Raw genomic sequence first — 17,874 nt, 5'->3', positions numbered from 1 at the left:
AACGAGAAAAAAAGAGGTTGAAAAAAAAATATTTAAAAAAAAGTTAAAATGAAAAAATTGAAAGGTTATCTTTCCAGTTCACCGGAAATGAATTTTTCAACATTTTCATAAGCTTCATCATCAGTATACTGAACAGGAGGGTGTTTCATTGTGTAGGAAGATATGGAGGTTAACTGACCGCCAATGCCTCTTTCCAAACCAATTTTACAGCATCTCACTGCATCAATAACACAACCTGCGGAATTTGGAGAGTCCTCCACACTTAATCTGAGTTCAATGTTCATAGGAACATCACCGAATGTGCGGCCTTCCATCCTGAGGAAGCATAACTTGTTATCGTTTTGCCATGGAACATAGTCACTTGGCCCAATGTGAATGTCTCTGTCATCCATTCTTTCATCCAAAACTGACTGAACAGCTTCTGTTTTGGATTCTTTTTTAGAATCAAGCCTTTCACGATTAAGCATATTTAAAAAGTCTGTATTTCCACCAGTATTGATCTGATAAGTTCTATCTAATTTTACTCCTCTATCCATAAATAAACTAGCTAGTGTCCTATGAGTAATAGTAGCTCCGATTTGAGCTTTAATATCATCACCAACAATTGGAATTCCTTTTTCTCTGAATTTTGCATCCCATTCGTCATCACTTACGATAAATACAGGCATACAATTTACATATGCAATTCCAGCATCAAGAGCGCACTGAGCGTAATATCTTGCAGCCTCTTCAGAACCTACCGGCAAGTAGTTTACCAATATTTCAGCACCGCTTTCCTTTAAAACAGAAACGACATCCACAGGCTCTTCGTCACTAACTACAAAAGTATATTCATCATCATAATTTGACATGTGCTCAGCAACACCGTCCAAAACGTGACCCATACTTACTTTAACATCATATTTTGGAATGTCTTCCTGGAAGACAGTTGTACAGTTAGGCTTTGCAAAAATTGCCTCATCAATTGTCTTTCCAACTTTTCTTTCATCAACATCAAAAGCTGCAACAACATCTATGTCACTAGGTTTATATCCTCCAATTTCCCAATGCATAAGTCCTATCGCATCTTCAGGGTTTTTACCATCATAATAATGTATTCCTTGAATAAGTGAACTTGCACAGTTCCCTATTCCCACAATAGCTATTTTAATCTTATTCAAATTTAACACCAGCTAATTAATTAAATAAATAAAATTCATTAATGATTTAATTTATGCTTATAATACTTAATAAAATTATCTTAATTTTGCCCGACATCACTAAACTATAATTAATAAAATTACTAATAATTATATATAAGAAAAAATATTAGTTGTTAGGAGAAAAAAATGAATCCATATATTGAGATATTGAGACCCGGAAATGCATTAATGGGTGCAATAGCTATAGTTTTAGTAGCGATAATTGACAGAAGCTTTACGATACCCATAATACTTGCAATGCTTGCGGTATTTTTTGAAACTGCTGCAGGAAATGTAATTAATGACTATTTTGATTATAATATTGATTTGATCAATAAGCCCGAAAGACCAATTCCCTCAGGAAGGATTTCCCTTAAGGCAGGGCGAAACTACGGATATCTGCTGTTTTTACTTGGAACCATATGTGGATTCCTTATAAGCTTTTTAACCAACAATTGGATCCCATTTGCCATAGTTTTAATTGCAGATGTTGTTCTTTATTTGTATGCAAGCAAATTAAAAGCAACACCCCTGATTGGAAACCTGACTGTTGGATTTATGACAGGATTCGGCTTTGTGTTTGGAGGATTTACACTAAACAATCCCACAATAATATTAACATCAATCTATTTGGGATTTTTTGCATTTGTAATGACAACCGCGCGAGAGCTTGTAAAAGACATTGAGGATATGGAAGGAGACAAATCCGAAGGTGCAAAAACATTGCCTATTTTATATGGTGAAAAAATAACCGCCATTCTGGCAGTCATTCTAATAATAATCGACTGTGCATTATGCCCATTATTATATTATAATCACATATTCGGATTTTATTATTTAATCGTTATTGCAATTGCAGTAATCCTATTCTTATACTCTGCAATATTAATCATTAGAAATCATGACAGGCAAACAGCCGGAAAAGCTTCAAAGTATCTGAAAATAGGAATGCTGGTAGCATTTGTTTCATTCATATTTGGATCATTTTAGAGGGATAGACATGAACTTTAAAGAACATAAAAAAGATTTGATTGCAATATCTTCATTGATGATTATCGTTATTGCAATTACACTGTTATTGCTCAATATTGATGGAAAAGCTGGAGTTTATTATGTAAGAGACGTGTTTTTCTATTTGAATAATGCTCTCTTTTATGCAGGCTACGATACAGGCCTTGCAAATACCAGAGGCCTCTCACCGCTGATTCCTATGATAACTTCGATATTTTTCAGAATGGGATTCATATCAGATTTTACAATAATAGCCGTGAGCAGTTCATTTTACATATTTGCAGCGCTTGGAATGTATTTCCTTATGAGATTAAGATTTGATGAAGTTTTGAGTTTTACAGGTTCAATGGTTCTGGCGACTTTTCCATTAGTTATCGTATGGGTTACTAAAGGAATGCTGGATATTCCGGGAATGTGCCTGTCAATCTGGGCAGTATATTTCACAATACTGTCATTTAGAAAAAACACCAAGTTCCTTTATGTTGCCTTCCCGCTAATCATATTCGGATTTTTCTCAAGATATACCGTTTTATTAATGGTTCCTGTAATGTTAATCCAATTCCTAATGGTTGACAATCCTATAGATTACATTAAAACAAATATAAAAGACATAATCGGAGGAATCGGTGCAGGCGCATTGGTATTTGCGGCATTTGTTGGAATCTACACCTATTTGAATATCGGACTGTTTTTCGTATCTCAGGGAAGCGACATTACAAATTCAACATATAATGCCCTAGTCACACCAAATAACGTAGTTTACTACATCAAAAACATTCTAATCTATATTGGAGCGCAAAACTTCGTTCCATACTCCCTGAAACCTGGAGCATTTATAATCGGTGAAATGCGTTGGATTGGAGGATATCCTTCAATAGTATCATATATCTTAACTGCGATTTTGATTATAGGAATTGTATTATACCTCAAAAAATTATTCAGCAGGGAAAACAGGGAAATATTGAAAAAAGAAGATAAAAAACTGAAACTGGCAATATTCGTCATTGGACTGATAGCATTTTTGGCAACATATCTGAACGTGTCAATCGTTACCTCAATAATTATCATCTCAATATCACTGTTAGCACTTTACAAACTGCTGATTAAAGCAGATATGGACGACTTTAATTTGGATTCCATAATGTTTTACTGGATGGTCGTTAATTTCCTGTTCATTACATATTACCATGTTAAAGTAGACAGATACTTCATGCCTATTCTGCCGGTCATTGCATATTTCATAATTTTATCAATCGAATTGATTCTCGAAAAATTCAAGGAAAATGTGCACTTTGAAAAAATCAAAATAATTGCGCCGATTGGATTGATTTGTATAATCCTATTATGTTTGGGCGTTTTTTCACTTTCAAATGCGCCGCACACTTTCGACAATCAAATGCATCCGAATTTCTATACTGCAGCAAGCGAAGAGAAAGCGGTCGGAGCATGGCTGGCCGAACACGATCCAGATTACATGAACAAGACAATCTGGGCAGACAGGGGAGGAGACATGTCATTCAATTTGAAAAAACAGATCCCATCCTGTGAAAAGGCATCGGAAGCCTCTAATTTTACGGACGAAATGGTGAAGAATAAGGTCACATACTTCATTTCAAAAGACAATAAAACAATTGGAGCCCCATACACTGAATTATATAAAAATGGAGAAGTGCACTTATATTATTATGATAAAGGAGATTAATTAAAAGGCAATAATGAAAAATGACTATTCTTATTGAAAATCACAAGTAAAATAAATTAATTTGCAAAGTCAAATTATGATTAATTAGAAACATATATAATTAAAAAAATAAAAAAGTAATAATATAAGTTAAAATTAAAGAGGATAATATGAAAGTTGTATGCTGTAAGAACTGTGGTGCAAAATACCAGCTCGATGATGATGATGACATCACTACATTCGAGTGTTCTTCATGTGCAGGTGACTTGGAATACTTGGAAGAATATTCTGATGAAGAAAATAGCTCCCGTTCCTCATTTATCAGTTCATTCAAGTATGATAACTCCCACATTGTTCAATGTGAAGACTGTGGATTGAAATTTAAAATCAAAAGCAGCGATAGTATACTTGATTATGAATGTGATAGTTGTGGAGGTTCTTTAAGATATTTAGACGATGATTTAAATAAAGAATTGGATAATTATCTTGAAGAAAGACGTGAAGAAGTTAAAAACTTCAAAAGAGAAACAAAATCCGAAGAACCAACATCTGTAGAAGAACTAACAGAGGATAATTCCCGCTCCTTCAAGTCATTTACTAACAGACTAGAAAACTTCTTCTCCGAAGAACACATGCTCGAAATTGCGGAAGATGAAAAAAAAGAGCAAGAACTTAAGGAAGAAGAAGAAAAAAATTCTAGAACTGCTAGAACAACAATTCCTCAAGCTGTTTTATCAAAATTTGGAAGAGAATTCGCCGTGCCAAAAACAAATGATTATAATATTTTGAAAGATTATCTTAAAAATGAATTTTTCAAAGGAATGAACGAATATTATCCAAATAATGTCCAAAACAAGCCTACTGAAAGATCATTTGGAAGTTTCATTGAAAAACTTAGTGTTCCCGAACCTGAAACAGGAGTGGGATATTTAGGTAAAGATGACTTCGACATAACCAATATGGATACAAATACCACCATACTTCTTGTCGGAGCCGTTATTTTCATTCTAAGTATCATTGAAATATTGCTAATAAATAGTGGTGTTGGAATCGTTGCTTTATTTATTGGAGTAATTATCATATGTTATGGACTGTATAAATCCAGAGACGTAAAAGAAACTGAAAAAAGAACAAGAATTATCAGAGAACACTTGTTAAGTTTGCCTGAAGAATTTTATGTGTTTTACAATGTGAAAACTCCTACTTCAAAGTCCAGTATCAATCACTTGGTAGTAGGTCCAACTGGAATTTATGCACTCATCTCACAGAAATACAATCCTAAACTTAGATTAGAATCTGAAAATGAAAATTTAAATTTAATCGGATCCACAGAATTGGATGAAGATAAAATTGAAGAAGTTCCAACATCAACTGGAAACATGAGCAGATTCAGATATACTACCAAACAGGCTAAATTCTCTCAAGACAATAAAGTCAAACAAAAAGCTTTAAGTTTAGGAGAAGATTTGATTAACTTCCTCAATGACAACAACATTAAGAATTGCTTTGTTGAACCTTTAGTGGGATTCATAAACAATGAGGTTGTTGTAATAAATATGCCTTTAACAGATGAGGACTTATTCATTGAAGAATTATTGAATCAAATCCAGACAAGTACAATAAAATTAGATTCTGAAACAATTGACAAATGTGCTGTTTTAATTAACAACTACTCTGCAGATTGTTCTTCAGAAATTTAATTTCTTTTTTTTAATTTTTTAACATTTCAAAACTAATTAATGAATCCTTAGAAATATCCCTTGCCGCCACTTTTCCAACTACATCACCGACTTGTGATGGGGAAATTCCGGTGCCCGGTCTTTTAAATGTGATGTCGGATTCATCGATAATGCTTCCTTTTTCAATGTCTTTATTGGCAACAACTGATTTTCTGGTTTCCCTTAATGTTAATGATTCACAAATCAATGGCTGTTTGTTTTTGCGACCACTGATTTTAGATAAAAACAGAACATTTCTCTTAAAAGCAATGACATCATCAGCATCCATTGCATAACTTGAATCCAGACCCCCCAATTCCTTATCAAAAGTGAAATGTTTTTCAAGAACAGTTGCACCATAATTGAAGGCAGTTGTTAAAACCATCATGTTTTCATCAGGTCTTGTATGGTCAGAATATCCGATTTCATAATCAGGGAAATTCTGCACCAGATCCTTAATCATCAACAGATTTGCATCATCATATTCAGTTGGAAATGATAGAATAGAATGCATTATCACAATATCACATGTGGAAACATCCTCTATAAGTTTAATGGCATTTTTGATTTCAAGCAATGTTGCTCCGCCAGTTGAGAGCAATATCGGTTTATTTTTACTTGCCACATGTTTGATAAACGGAATATTTGTCAAATCAGAAGATGAAATCTGAAAGATATCCATAAATTCATCCAAATAATCAACAGCATCCATATCATGAGGAGTTGATAAAAAAACCATGCCTATATCATTGCAGTACTCAGCAAGAGTTTTATAATCTCCAACACCAAATTTATCGTATTTTTTTATGGAATCAAAATAAAAATTGGGAGAATCAACAGGCAAATTTTCAAAAGCTGAAGCGTCTCGTGAAACAATATTTTCTGCAGTATATGACTGAAACATCACTGCATCTATACCGCATGCCTTCGCTTCATCAATGAGAAATTTCGCAGAATCGATATATGAAATTTTTTCCCTGTCTGCAAATTCAAACACATTAATACTAATGTCCGCTATTAAAAAAGGTTTTTTATTGAAGACCAACATGATTATCATTATTTTTATTGAATTCGAATTTTCTGTATTCCTCTTCTACAACAGACACCATATTCTCAAAACCGTATCTCAAATCAATGGACCTCATCTTTTCATGCATATCCATTCTTAATTCAAAGTCGTTTACAAGTTTAATGAATATGTCTATCAGTTCCTGTTTTTCTATAAACTCTCCAAGACCCATATTGATAAATCCGTTGTTGCGGGTTACAAAGGCATGAGATTCCTCACGACTATCCTTGCACAGGCATACTGTCGGAATGCCTATTGAACAAATTTCGTAAATTGATTTGCTTGCAGAAGTGAAGATAATATCTGACTTGAACATGAATTCGCTTATGTTAGAAACATTCTGATAAATCTGAATTAATGGATTGGACTCATATCTGGAAATAAGCTCTTCCAAATTGCCATAACCCCTACCTACAACAACATCTATCCTGCCCTCGTAATTTGTAGCCAAAATTGCTTGGATTACCATTTCAGTGAAATTATGAGGATCTTGTTCACCAAATGTAATTAAAACCCGTTTTACATCATTCGTGATGATTTTTGCAGGCTGATAATAAAATTCATCTTTTAAAATAAAATATTTATGGCTTGTGAAAACATTTCTTTCAGCCAAATCATGTTCATACAAGTCATCGAAGACCACATCGGCTAAATCACCGCCCACTCCCAAATCTTCAAAGTTGACAACAAAATAACCTTCCTGTTTTAAACTGGAAATGTATTCCTCAGAAGTGTCCTGAATATCATTTATAACTATATGAGTGCCAAATTCCTTTAAAATAGTGAATAAATCTCCTAAATCCTCATAAACTCTATAAGAATAATTGCATCCGCTCACAATATCGACACCCATCTGATGATGTTCATCAATTAAAAACAGTACTTCATGGAACACCAGCTTGGATGCGATTGCCAGACACCTGTCAATATAACTGGTTCCAATTTCCTCATTTGCATTCACTACAATAGCTATTCTTTTCTTTTTTAAATAATTTTCAGCAAGCCACCAATCTTCGTAAGTTTCAATATTCACACTTTCTTCACGGGATATTTCAATAATATCTATATTGGAACCCAAACGTGAATTTTCCTTAACAAAAGACCTTCTTGTTGCTAAAATAGCACCTGTTTCCCTATAGGATTTGGGTAAATCATCACGATTAAGCCTTTCTATATAATTAGGGAAATATCTTTGATTGTTTTCATCATATCCCCAGCTTAAATGCCTGTCATCAACGACGGAAATGACACTGTCAATACCAAAATCTTCAAATTTCTCAATAGCCTTATCCAAAGTTGCGGTTTTAATTAATGGAGACGTAGGCTGCAGAGTAATAACAATATCGTATTCATCCAAAGCCAATTTTTCTTTCTGAATCATAGCATCATGGATAACCGGGTCCAATAAAGTATCATCACTGGACAATTCTTCTGAACGTCTAACAACACTGGCTCCAAATTTTTCAGCAATCAATGCAATCTGAGAATCATCAGTTGTTACAACAACATCATCAACATACTGGGACACCTTGGCCACCCCAATCGAATAAGAAATCAAAGGTTTGTTATCCATAAGCCTTAAATTTTTGCGGGGAATCCCTTTTGAACCCCCTCTCGCCGGAATAACAACCAAAATCATATTATTATTAAACATATTTATCCCTTAAAAATATAATAAAATATAATTAATCCAATACTAAATATATTTATAATACAATATTAAATCTTCGGTGTTTATATGAATATGAGAAATATGTCAGAAAAGTTATTAGAGAAAATAAATGAATTATCTACACCCGTTAAGATAATGCACGTATGCGGTTCTCACGAACATACAATAATGGAAAATGGAATACGAAGTTTGCTTCCTGACGAAGTAGAAATCATTGCAGGCCCAGGTTGTCCTGTTTGTGTTGTGCCATCACGTGAAATCGATGAAGCATTGGAACTCATTGACAGAGGAGTTACAATCACAACCTTCGGAGACATGTTGAGAGTTCCTGGTTCTGAAAGATCCCTTGCAGATGCTAAAGCAGAAGGAGGAGATGTTAGAGTAGTTTATGGTATCAACAGAGCAATTGAAATAGCTGAAAAAGAGGACAACGATGTTGCATTCATATCAGCAGGTTTTGAAACCACAGCCCCTACAACAGCTGCAGAACTTCTTTCCACCCCTCCTGAAAACTTTTCAGTCCTTTCATGTCACAGATTAATTCCTCCAGCAATTGATTTTTTAATTAACTCTGGAGAAACCAGTTTGAATGCATTGATTCAACCAGGACATGTCTGTACAATTATCGGAACCAAACCTTTCGAATATTTCTCAACAGACTTTGGAATACCTCAGGCAGTAGCCGGATTTAACCCGCTTGACATATTGATGTCAGTTTATATGATTTTAAGACAGATTCACAATGAAACACCGAAAATTGAAAATGAATACAAAAGAGCGGTTAAGGAAGAGGGAAACGTCATTGCACAAGATATGATAGAACAGGTGTTTGATGTGACTTCAAGGGAATGGAGAGGATTTCCTAAAATACCAAATTCAATTTTAGAAATAAAGGACGAATTTGCAGACTTTAACGCTCGTGAAAAATATGACATTGAAGTCAAGGACGTTAATGAAGCACCTAAAGGATGTATCTGCGGACCAATTTTAAGAGGCCTTGCAAGACCTGAAGACTGTAAGCTATTCAGAAAAGCATGCAATCCGCTACACCCAATAGGAGCATGTATGGTAAGTAAAGAAGGAACATGCAACATTGCACACAGATATTCAAGAGGATAACATGACAATAGAAGCAATAGCAGTAGATATAGACGGAACAATTACAGATGATACTCGAAAAATTTGCATATCTGCAATTGAAGCGTTGAGAAAAGCAGAAGATGCAGGAATACCTACAATAATCGTTACCGGAAATGTCGTAAATTACGCATATGCTGCAGAAGTTCTTATCGGATGCAGCGGAGGAATCGTTTGTGAAAATGGAGGCGTTGTCTTTAAGGAAGGAGAAAACAACAATGCCGTTGAAACATTGGTTGAACGGGACTTTGTGACATCTGCTGAAGCCCACCTAAAGGAAAAATTAGGCAAGAAATTTGACGTTCATGCTTCCCATGACAATATGTACAGGCTGACTGAAACTGTGTTTTATAAAACTCTTTCAAGGGATGAATTGGAAGAAGCCCTGAAAGATTTTAAATACCTTGACGAACTTGAAATTTATGACAGCGGTTTTGCACTCCATGTAACCGATAAAAGAGTGAATAAGGGAACTTCACTCAGATATTTATGTGAGAGAAACGGAATAAATATGGAAAATATAATGGCTATTGGAGACAGCGAAAACGATGAGGATTTCCTCAAAGAGGCCGGTTACAAAATAGCTGTCGGAAATGCGGAAGACAAATTAAAGCAGATAAGCACATACACCTGTGAAAAAATGTATGGTGATGGAGTGGCAGAAGCCATTGAAAAATTTGCACTATAGTGATAATATGATATACGAACTAGCCGAAAAAGCCCAAAAGGCTATTGAAAACAATTGTGATGCTTACGAAATATACATTGATGAAACAAAACTCATAGAACTGGACTCAAAACAGGACGAATTGAATTTCGCAAAGGAAGAAATAGATTTGGGTCTTGGAATTAGAGTCATTAAAGACAATAAGATTGGGTTTGCATTTACATCAAACCTAGAAAAGATAGTCGAAACTGCAAATCAGGCAGTTGAAAATACAAAACTGAATAAAACCGATGAAAATTATGCTTTTTCAGAAACTGGAAAAGTCATGGATGTCAAAAAAGTCTATGACAATAAATTCAACGACCTGAACCTTGATGAATCTGTTGAAGTTTTAAAAACAGTAATTTCAACTGCAACAGATAGCGGATGTGACGTGACCGGTTCCGGCTTCAGTGCAAGTGAAGGCAGGTCATTAATCATCAATTCCAATGACGTTTCAATTGAAAACAAAGGAACAGGATTTGGAATAGGATTGTCAGTCACCATTCAAAAAGACGGCAAAATTGCAACAGCATATAATTCACAGTCATCAAGATTCTTTGACATTGACGGTGAAAAGTTGGCGAATGAAGTTTGTGATTTGGCTAAAAACTCATTGGAAACCAAACCGATTGAAACAAATGATTATGATGTAGTTTTAGATTATTATGCTGCAACAGGACTTCTACAAACATTCATCGGAGCGTTTGACGGTGAAAATGTAAGACGTGGAAGATCCATTTTAAAGGATAAAATAGGCATGGAAATTGCCAACCCAACCCTTTCAATCATTGACAATCCTCTTTTGGAAAAGGGAATGTATTCTACAAAATGTGACGGAGAAGGAAGCGTTTCTCAAAAAACCGATTTGATTAAAGAAGGTGTTTTAAACTCATTCATTTACGACATCTACACTGCAAATAAGGAAAACGTTGAGACAACATCCAACGGATTTAGAGGGTCATACTTTTCAACCCCTATGATCAGTCCAAGCAATCTGGAGTTTAAATTCAGTGAAATGAAAGACTTATCCGAGATTGACAAAGGTGTTCTGACAACCAGCGTTTTAGGTGCCCATACTGCAAATCCTATTTCAGGAGATTTCTCAGTTGAAGCAAGCAACGCATTTAAAATAGAAAATGGTGAGTTAACCGACCCTGTTGAAAAAGCCATGATTTCCGGAAATATCTTTGAAATCATGAAAAAGGTAGAAGGTTTAAACTCAGAGATTAAACAATATGGCTCATTCATCATTCCTAAATTGTTAGTGCACGATTTAAGAGTTGTCGGCCAATGATTTAAAAAAAAAGAAAAGGAAAATTAAATCTTATTTAATTTTTCCCTATATCTGTCAATTGAATCCTGTTTATATTCAGTGGACAAGTACTCAAGAGTCAATTCCTTATTTTTATCAAACTCTTTTATTTTTTTATTTGTGAGATTATCAATATCCTTATCCAATTTTTTCAATTGATTTTCAAAAGCATATTCTGATTTTCTAATGTTCAGATTAGATTTACGGGCAATTTTTTCAAGTTCTTTATCAAAATCAATTTTTTCCTTTTTAGACATGTTAACACCTACATTTCAATGATAGGCAATTGAATTTCAGTTATGAATTCATTTTCATCATCACAGTTGTGAATGCCTTTAATTAAAACTTCCTTAGGAGATCCTATGATATGGTAATTATTCTTTTGAGCGACATCAACCAACTCTGCATAAGTGTCCAAAATGTTGTCGGTTGACCCAAAATGCTTTCCGGCCAAAACCTTGTTTTCTATCATGTCAACAACACGAATCCTGTCGGTTTCTTCAGCATCATCTTTAATGGCAATACTTACGTCATATACAACATCACCATCATTAACCTCATGCCTTGGTGAGAAATAAACAATGAACGGTTCGCCTTCAGTTTCAATCTCTTCAGCATCAACCCAACCCATCAGGATAGACAGAAATATTTCCAAATCCTCAATAGGGGTTTTACAGTTAATAACTCCTAATTTTTGTTCCGGAATTACTTTAACTTCATAATCCATAATTACACCTTACTTAAAATTATTTCCTTAATTAAATAAATAAACTTCTACTTCTTCACCTTCATCGACCAACTCGATCAATTTTGGAATTTTAACATAACCGTCTGCAGTTGAAAGTGAGAAAATCGCTCCTGAATCCTTAAATATCGGTTGGACATTTTCACCATCGACTTTAACAAGCTGATATTGCATCCTTCCAACCTGAGAGTGGATTCTTTTTGTTATTTTACCTTTAACAGTTTCAAGTTCAAAGTCCTTATCGATTCCTGCCAATTTTGTTAAAGGTTCTGCCACAAACGCGTTGAATATCATCAATGCAGACACTGGGTTTCCCGGAAGTCCTATGACAATCTTGCCGTCAATGACCCCAACAATCGTAGGTTTGCCCGGCTGGACTGAGATTCCATGAATATAAACTTCACCCAATTCATCCAAAACATGTTTAAGAACATCCCCAAGACCTGCAGATGTTCCTCCTGAGCAAAGAAGGACATCAACTTCTTTTAGAGAGTCTGTAATTTTTTCCTTCACTTCGTCATAGTTGTCTCTCATAACCCCTAAGAATTTTGCATCCGCACCACAGGAAATTGCATCGTTTTTAATCATTCCACCATTTACATCATAGATTTTTCCAAATGGCAAGTCTTCACCTTGAAGAGTGATTTCATTTCCTGATGAAAGTATACCAACTGTCGGTTTTTTATAAACTTCGATGGTTTCAAAACCCTGAGAAAGCAAAACACCAATTTTTCCAGGATTCAAAAAGTCCCCTTTCTTTAAAATCAGCTTTCCCTCTTCAATATCTGATCCTTTTTTGGCAACATCCTGTGAAGGTGTGGCAGTGGTAAGCAGATTGACTTTTCCATCCTCTTTTTCAGCATATTCAACCATCACAACCGCTTCAGCACCTTCTGGCATTGCCGCACCAGTACTGATTTCAATACATTTGCCCTTTTCGACTTTTTTATCAGTTGTTGAACCCGCTTCCAAAAAGTCAATGACCTCCAGAGTATTTGGAGACTCTTCAGAAGCACCGAAACTGTCTTCCGCAAGTATTGCAAAGCCGTCTTTTAATGCCTTGTCAAAAGGCGGGAAATCCATTCTGGAATAAACGTCATCAAATAAAATTCTTCCATAAGACTCAGTAACATCAATTTCTTCACGTTGTGGTTTTAGATTTTCATTAAATAAGTTTTGAATAATATCAATAGCTTCATCACATTCTTTGATTTTTAAAAATTCAGTTCCCATAATCACCACTTTGTATAAAATCCAATAAATTAATATATAGTATATTGATAAATATATAAATAATTTAATCTTATGGAGATAACTGTATTATATTTTTGGAGGAGAGTATTTGTCAAGACCTAATAACAATCAACAACAAGAGTACAGAAGAGTAAGAACCCCTAAAAAGGGCGAAATACCTGGAGTAGTTGAACAAATTATGGGACACGGAAAATTAAAAGTCCGTTGTGCAGATGGAAATATAAGAATGACCAGAATCCCAGGAAAAATGAAAAAACGTATATGGATTCGTGAAGGAGACGTTATTCTTGTAAAACCATGGGATTTCCAATCCGATGAAAAAGCTGATGTAATTTGGAGATACACAAAAACCGAATCAAATTGGCTTGAAAGAAAAGGCTACTTAAAAATGTAGTCTCACTACTTATTTTTTTGATTTTAATGGATTCCAAAATAGCTAAAGCGGATAAGGCTCACGAAAAACTGCATTCCAGAAAAAGAAAAAAGGACAGTTCCGACAGAAAAGTCGGGAATGAAATTTTCGATAAGCTGACTCTGGAAACATTATATAAATTAGCTAATCAGGGATACATTGATGTTTTAAACGGTGCCATAAGTACCGGCAAGGAAGCGAATGTGCTAACCGGCATTACCGATGAAGAGGATTATGTTGCAGTTAAGATTTACCGAATAGCAACATCTGATTTTAAAAAAATGGATTATTATCTTAAAGGCGATCCGAGATTTAATGTGAAAACCAAAAATAAAAGAAAAATAATCTATTCATGGGTTACAAAGGAGTTCAAAAACCTGACAAGACTGTATGATGCGGGAGTTAATGTTCCGAAACCGCATACAAGCTCCAACAATGTTTTGATTATTGAATTTATTGGAGATGAAAATGGAAACCCTGCCCAACCTGTCAGAAACCAGCCACCTGAAAATCCGGATGAATTTTTCAATAAACTGCTGGTTCAGCTTAAGATCTTTGTAAAAGAAGCGAAACTGGTTCATGGGGATTTATCCAACTACAACATTTTGAATTTAAATGAGGAACCCGTCATTATTGATGTTTCACAGTCTGTTGTGCTGGATAATCCGATTTCAAAGGAACTTCTAGAAAGGGACATCAACACTCTAGTTAGGGAATATACTAAACTTGGTGTTGAAACCAGTTTTAAAGAAATTTGGGAATATGTTGACCCTAAATTTTAATTAACTGTCCATATTGATTCTAATTCATTAATATATCACCTAACTTAATAGTCCAATTAATTGGTAATTCTTGATGAACTTCTAAATACTCCTCATTGTAAAATTTTTCTAATATCCCATTATCCAATTCAGTATCGAAAACTCACGTAAAACATTATCAATTTTCCTCTTCAGAATCAAATTAAATGATTACTTCCATTTAAATCAATTATAGCCGTATTATATTTCAACAGTTCTTCATCGTTCACTTTTTAAAAATCTTTCACAATCACTTTCGTAAAGTTCATCATAATATTCAGTGAAAGAATTTTTAGGTAAATCAATACCTTCTTTAATCATACCTTTCCATAATCCATTTGCAGTATTTTCACTGACAATATCCTTTTCAAATGCTTTGGATAGAATCATTGAACTGGTAATGAGTTCTTTATCCAAACTATCGATATATTCTTCCACATCACTTAGATTGTTGCTTGCTACTATTCCATTATTTAGGTGGGCCAATGCCATTGCTGCTGATTCACCATCACCACAACATTTACCGGTTTTACTCCAAAATCCTTTTTTAATTAAGTTAAAAGTAGTGTATTCCTGAGACATGAAAGATATTTCTCTTATTTCTACAAATCCGTCTTTTAATTTTTTAAAATTTGTTTTTACGATTGGTGGAGTGTTATTATCCATTAGTTCATTGTAGGCTTGTTCTGGAATGACAATTTTAGTGAATAACTTTTCTAGAATATGTCCCGCACCCACAAATAAAAAACATTCTAAACAGTCAGTATCATAAAAAACCGGTTTATTCAAGGTCATTCACCTCATTTGAGTTATGAATGATGTCATTTCTAAAACTCCTTAATAATATTTCCCTTCTTTTTCCACCGGTTATCTTTTCATCTTCATATGCCTTTTCTGTTAGGCGTATTAACTCACCTATTGAAGAGTATTTCTGATTTTCTGGAGATGGCTTGTAAAGACTAGTATCGTAACCCAATCTGTCAGCTCCACGTATTATATCAACTCCATATTCATCAAATTGGTTTTGACTAATCCAATTCATTTTTTTAAGGCGAACTAGCATAGTAGAACGGCTGACCTGATAATGTTGTTCGCATTTAATTACATCTTCTAGTGCCCAGTTTTCAATCTGATTTTTATTTTTAAACCAGTATAGTGCACTATCAGGCATCAATAAGGTTGATGCAAAGTTATCTGCATTTATTTCACTTTGACTATTGTTGTTGAGCCCGCAAACGATAAAGTCATCAATATCTTCATAAAGCAAGTGGTATAATTCATGGGCCAGTGTGAAGTTTTGCCTCCCAATGGTATGATTGGTATTGATGAATATCACTTTGTCATCTTTTGTTTTTGAGCAACACCCGCTAATGTTGGTTTTCATTGGAAACCAAAGTACTGTTAGATTTCTTATGTTATTATAGACTATAGAGCGTATATTTATTGAAGCAAAGCTTTCAACACCCCAGTCATGTCTTAACATTTCTGCTAATGCAACACTATTCATGTTTACTTGTCACCATCCAGTTTTCTTAGTAATTTTAAATATCCTGTAATTTCATTCATTTTTGCAACTACGTTTAAATCCACCTTTTCATCACTGCGAAATGCTATACTTGATTTTTCATGTGAATCATCTTCCCCCAATAAATATTCAGGAGAACAATTGTATAATAAACATAATTTATCAAGTAAAGTCATGTTAAAGTTTCTTTCACCATTTTCTATTTTAGAAAGGTTGCTTTGGGTAATTCCCAAATAACTAGAAACTTGTTCTTGAGTATATCCATTTTCCCTCCTTAATTCATTTAGAATTTTACCTACCATTCTATTCATCATAACAACCCCTTGGTATTTTTCTGTTTTGTACTAAAAAATATATAAATATTTCTATCAAAAATATGACAATATTGCAATCAAAATATAATTTTAATTTGAAAATAGAATATTAAAATGTAAAAAAATCTAAAACAAATTAAAATAGTTTAATAATAATATAAAAGCAATAATATTGTAATATATTAATTAATATTAATTTTATATTTTTAAAATAATTATTTAAATAATATTAAATAAAAAATCTTAAAAAAAATAAAAATTATAGAGTTAATGACGGCACCCTCTACAATTATAAATTTTCAGGCACTATTAATTACAATTCTAAACTCTCAAATGAATAATCAGCTATTCATTACAAAGGCTTTGAGATAACCTTCACCCTACCTTTTATAATCTTATAGTCATACTTTCGATAAAGTGAAATGTTGCTCATTGCCTTGATGTACTCGAATTTTAAAAAGTCTGGATTGTCCTTATAATAGGCCTGTCTTGTCTTGTTTTTGCCACGGCCGTGAAGCAGATCAACGCTGTCCATGCCCAACAAATCACCTTCAAATGACCCCTGAGTCAAATGGGTTGAGTTGAATTTCCTCAACATATGGGGGCGCAGCCGTGCATATCCTCCAACCTCACCGAAACCCAGATAATCATTCAGCTTTTTAAACTTATGGTTTACATGGTTTATGTTATATTTCAAAAGCGGAGCGTCCAGATCAAAATCTTCTTGTCTTAGTTTTATCCTTGCAATCCTTTGTACGCATTCGGGATTGAGGAAAGTGTAGTAGGGTTTGTCTGTCTTTTGCCTGATTAGCTTACAGGTGCAGACAACATTGTTTTTTCTGGCCAAATACTTTAAAGCGTCATGGAAATTGTCCTTTTTGTGATAGGCATTTGTTCCTTCAAATAGTGTTCTGTTTGTCATGGATTTGGCCTCGCACCTGCTTGCTCCCGATGATATGATGACCAAAATCCACATCTTCAGCTCATCGTCTGCAAACTGCATTGCAAGTCTCAGTTCATCCTTTGTCGGCAGGTCTTCAAAGCTTATCAAATCGTTCTTGTTAACATACTTATTGTTCAGCGGTGGTATGAAGGGTATTGTAACCCTGTTGTAATGGTAAAATGTCTTGATTTTAGATATTGAGTCTGTAATTGTGTTTCCTATATGATTTTTGGTTAGATAATCCCTGAATGAGATTATCCTGTCGTATATGCTTAATCTGTTTTCCGGAGTATGGTTTTCCTGTTCGGTTATTGCTTCAGCCAACAGGTCGCAAAGACTCATGTTGTGGAATGCTGTGTATTTGTTGAATACTGTCCTGTATGATTTTTTA

18 protein-coding genes are annotated in these 17,874 nt (G+C 34.3%); 8 read left to right on the top strand and 10 right to left on the bottom strand.

The genetic code is table 11. The features are described from left to right. Nucleotides 1-65 precede the first annotated feature (65 nt). Entirely contained in the window at nt 66-1,160 is a 1,095-nt protein-coding gene (locus QZU83_RS05285) for an inositol-3-phosphate synthase (protein WP_295610258.1), read from the bottom strand. Nucleotides 1,161-1,328: 168 nt separating this feature from the next. Here QZU83_RS05285 and QZU83_RS05280 point away from each other — a divergent pair, with 168 nt between their 5' ends. From QZU83_RS05280 to QZU83_RS05270, 3 genes are all read left to right on the top strand, one after another. Next, nucleotides 1,329-2,171 carry a UbiA family prenyltransferase gene (locus QZU83_RS05280; RefSeq protein WP_295610257.1) on the top strand — a complete coding sequence of 281 codons (843 nt, stop codon included), beginning with the start codon at nt 1,329-1,331 and terminating at the stop codon, nt 2,169-2,171. A 10-nt stretch (nt 2,172-2,181) separates the two neighbouring features. After that, entirely contained in the window at nt 2,182-3,894 is a 1,713-nt protein-coding gene (locus tag QZU83_RS05275) for a glycosyltransferase family 39 protein (protein WP_295610255.1), read from the top strand. A gap of 149 nt (nt 3,895-4,043) precedes the next feature. After that, nucleotides 4,044-5,573 (top strand): NERD domain-containing protein, encoded by a 1,530-nt coding sequence (locus QZU83_RS05270; RefSeq protein WP_295610254.1) that lies wholly within the window; start codon nt 4,044-4,046, stop codon nt 5,571-5,573. Between the two features lie 10 nt (nt 5,574-5,583). Here the strand turns inward: QZU83_RS05270 and QZU83_RS05265 are convergent, their stop codons facing one another. After that, entirely contained in the window at nt 5,584-6,639 is a 1,056-nt protein-coding gene (locus QZU83_RS05265; protein ID WP_295610252.1) for an N-acetylneuraminate synthase family protein, read from the bottom strand. Next, nucleotides 6,623-8,314, bottom strand: coding sequence for a cytidylyltransferase domain-containing protein (locus QZU83_RS05260; RefSeq protein WP_295610251.1), 1,692 nt, complete (start codon nt 8,312-8,314; stop codon nt 6,623-6,625). Before QZU83_RS05260 ends, QZU83_RS05265 begins: the two co-directional genes overlap by 17 nt. A gap of 90 nt (nt 8,315-8,404) precedes the next feature. On the opposite strand from QZU83_RS05260, the gene hypD reads away from it, so the two are divergent. Genes hypD through QZU83_RS05245 form a run of 3 tightly spaced genes read left to right on the top strand, consistent with a single transcriptional unit; the run spans nt 8,405 to nt 11,472 of the window. Further along, nucleotides 8,405-9,451, top strand: a complete 1,047-nt coding sequence (gene hypD / locus QZU83_RS05255) for a hydrogenase formation protein HypD (protein WP_295610317.1) — start codon at nt 8,405-8,407, stop codon at nt 9,449-9,451. A 1-nt stretch (nt 9,452) separates the two neighbouring features. Then, nucleotides 9,453-10,157 carry a phosphoglycolate phosphatase gene (locus QZU83_RS05250; RefSeq protein ID WP_295610249.1) on the top strand — a complete coding sequence of 235 codons (705 nt, stop codon included), beginning with the start codon at nt 9,453-9,455 and terminating at the stop codon, nt 10,155-10,157. 7 nt (nt 10,158-10,164) lie between these two features. Further along, nucleotides 10,165-11,472, top strand: a complete 1,308-nt coding sequence (locus tag QZU83_RS05245) for a TldD/PmbA family protein (RefSeq protein ID WP_295610247.1) — start codon at nt 10,165-10,167, stop codon at nt 11,470-11,472. A gap of 23 nt (nt 11,473-11,495) precedes the next feature. Here QZU83_RS05245 and QZU83_RS05240 read toward each other — a convergent pair whose 3' ends face one another. From QZU83_RS05240 to glp, 3 genes are read right to left on the bottom strand one after another with little or no spacing between them, the layout of a single operon-like run. After that, the gene (locus QZU83_RS05240) at nt 11,496-11,747 is read right to left on the bottom strand and encodes a hypothetical protein (RefSeq protein WP_295610245.1); all 252 of its coding nucleotides are present in this window, start codon (nt 11,745-11,747) and stop codon (nt 11,496-11,498) included. 8 nt (nt 11,748-11,755) lie between these two features. After that, complete coding sequence (locus QZU83_RS05235; RefSeq protein ID WP_295610244.1) at nt 11,756-12,217, bottom strand: GyrI-like domain-containing protein; 462 nt, start codon at nt 12,215-12,217, stop codon at nt 11,756-11,758. 27 nt (nt 12,218-12,244) lie between these two features. Beyond that, nucleotides 12,245-13,468, bottom strand: a complete 1,224-nt coding sequence (gene glp / locus QZU83_RS05230; protein WP_295610242.1) for a gephyrin-like molybdotransferase Glp — start codon at nt 13,466-13,468, stop codon at nt 12,245-12,247. A gap of 109 nt (nt 13,469-13,577) precedes the next feature. Between glp and eif1A the strand changes: the two genes are divergently transcribed. Both eif1A and QZU83_RS05220 read left to right on the top strand, forming a co-directional pair. Next, entirely contained in the window at nt 13,578-13,883 is a 306-nt protein-coding gene (eif1A, locus tag QZU83_RS05225; RefSeq protein WP_292801700.1) for a translation initiation factor eIF-1A, read from the top strand. A 26-nt stretch (nt 13,884-13,909) separates the two neighbouring features. Further along, nucleotides 13,910-14,683, top strand: a complete 774-nt coding sequence (locus QZU83_RS05220; RefSeq protein ID WP_295610241.1) for a serine protein kinase RIO — start codon at nt 13,910-13,912, stop codon at nt 14,681-14,683. A gap of 237 nt (nt 14,684-14,920) precedes the next feature. Here QZU83_RS05220 and QZU83_RS05215 read toward each other — a convergent pair whose 3' ends face one another. The 4 genes from QZU83_RS05215 to QZU83_RS05200 all read right to left on the bottom strand — a co-directional run. Then, nucleotides 14,921-15,490, bottom strand: coding sequence for a hypothetical protein (locus QZU83_RS05215; protein WP_366925379.1), 570 nt, complete (start codon nt 15,488-15,490; stop codon nt 14,921-14,923). After that, complete coding sequence (locus QZU83_RS05210) at nt 15,483-16,208, bottom strand: ImmA/IrrE family metallo-endopeptidase (protein ID WP_295610237.1); 726 nt, start codon at nt 16,206-16,208, stop codon at nt 15,483-15,485. The genes QZU83_RS05215 and QZU83_RS05210 overlap by 8 nt, the downstream gene beginning before the upstream one ends. A gap of 2 nt (nt 16,209-16,210) precedes the next feature. Further along, the gene (locus QZU83_RS05205) at nt 16,211-16,537 is read right to left on the bottom strand and encodes a helix-turn-helix domain-containing protein (protein WP_295610316.1); all 327 of its coding nucleotides are present in this window, start codon (nt 16,535-16,537) and stop codon (nt 16,211-16,213) included. Between the two features lie 355 nt (nt 16,538-16,892). Then, a partial coding sequence (locus QZU83_RS05200; protein ID WP_295610236.1) for a hypothetical protein occupies nt 16,893-17,874 on the bottom strand: 982 nt, incomplete at its 5' end.

Origin of the sequence: uncultured Methanobrevibacter sp. (assembly GCF_902771435.1) — an archaeon.
Taxonomy (GTDB): domain Archaea; phylum Methanobacteriota; class Methanobacteria; order Methanobacteriales; family Methanobacteriaceae; genus Methanocatella.
The sequence above is the reverse complement of the archived record's forward strand: the minus strand, read 5'-3'. Positions and strand labels throughout refer to the sequence as shown.

Excerpts from the sequence above, each read along its gene's own strand:
- QZU83_RS05280 (WP_295610257.1), top strand. The coding sequence starts at position 1,329 with ATGAATCCATATATTGAGATATTGAGACCCGGAAATGCATTAATGGGT.
- QZU83_RS05275 (WP_295610255.1), top strand. The coding sequence starts at position 2,182 with ATGAACTTTAAAGAACATAAAAAAGATTTGATTGCAATATCTTCATTG.
- QZU83_RS05270 (WP_295610254.1), top strand. The coding sequence starts at position 4,044 with ATGAAAGTTGTATGCTGTAAGAACTGTGGTGCAAAATACCAGCTCGAT.
- QZU83_RS05265 (WP_295610252.1), bottom strand. The coding sequence starts at position 6,639 with ATGTTGGTCTTCAATAAAAAACCTTTTTTAATAGCGGACATTAGTATT.
- QZU83_RS05260 (WP_295610251.1), bottom strand. The coding sequence starts at position 8,314 with ATGTTTAATAATAATATGATTTTGGTTGTTATTCCGGCGAGAGGGGGT.
- hypD (WP_295610317.1), top strand. The coding sequence starts at position 8,405 with ATGAGAAATATGTCAGAAAAGTTATTAGAGAAAATAAATGAATTATCT.
- QZU83_RS05250 (WP_295610249.1), top strand. The coding sequence starts at position 9,453 with ATGACAATAGAAGCAATAGCAGTAGATATAGACGGAACAATTACAGAT.
- QZU83_RS05245 (WP_295610247.1), top strand. The coding sequence starts at position 10,165 with ATGATATACGAACTAGCCGAAAAAGCCCAAAAGGCTATTGAAAACAAT.
- QZU83_RS05240 (WP_295610245.1), bottom strand. The coding sequence starts at position 11,747 with ATGTCTAAAAAGGAAAAAATTGATTTTGATAAAGAACTTGAAAAAATT.
- QZU83_RS05235 (WP_295610244.1), bottom strand. The coding sequence starts at position 12,217 with ATGGATTATGAAGTTAAAGTAATTCCGGAACAAAAATTAGGAGTTATT.
- glp (WP_295610242.1), bottom strand. The coding sequence starts at position 13,468 with ATGGGAACTGAATTTTTAAAAATCAAAGAATGTGATGAAGCTATTGAT.
- QZU83_RS05220 (WP_295610241.1), top strand. The coding sequence starts at position 13,910 with ATGGATTCCAAAATAGCTAAAGCGGATAAGGCTCACGAAAAACTGCAT.
- QZU83_RS05210 (WP_295610237.1), bottom strand. The coding sequence starts at position 16,208 with ATGAATAGTGTTGCATTAGCAGAAATGTTAAGACATGACTGGGGTGTT.
- QZU83_RS05205 (WP_295610316.1), bottom strand. The coding sequence starts at position 16,537 with ATGAATAGAATGGTAGGTAAAATTCTAAATGAATTAAGGAGGGAAAAT.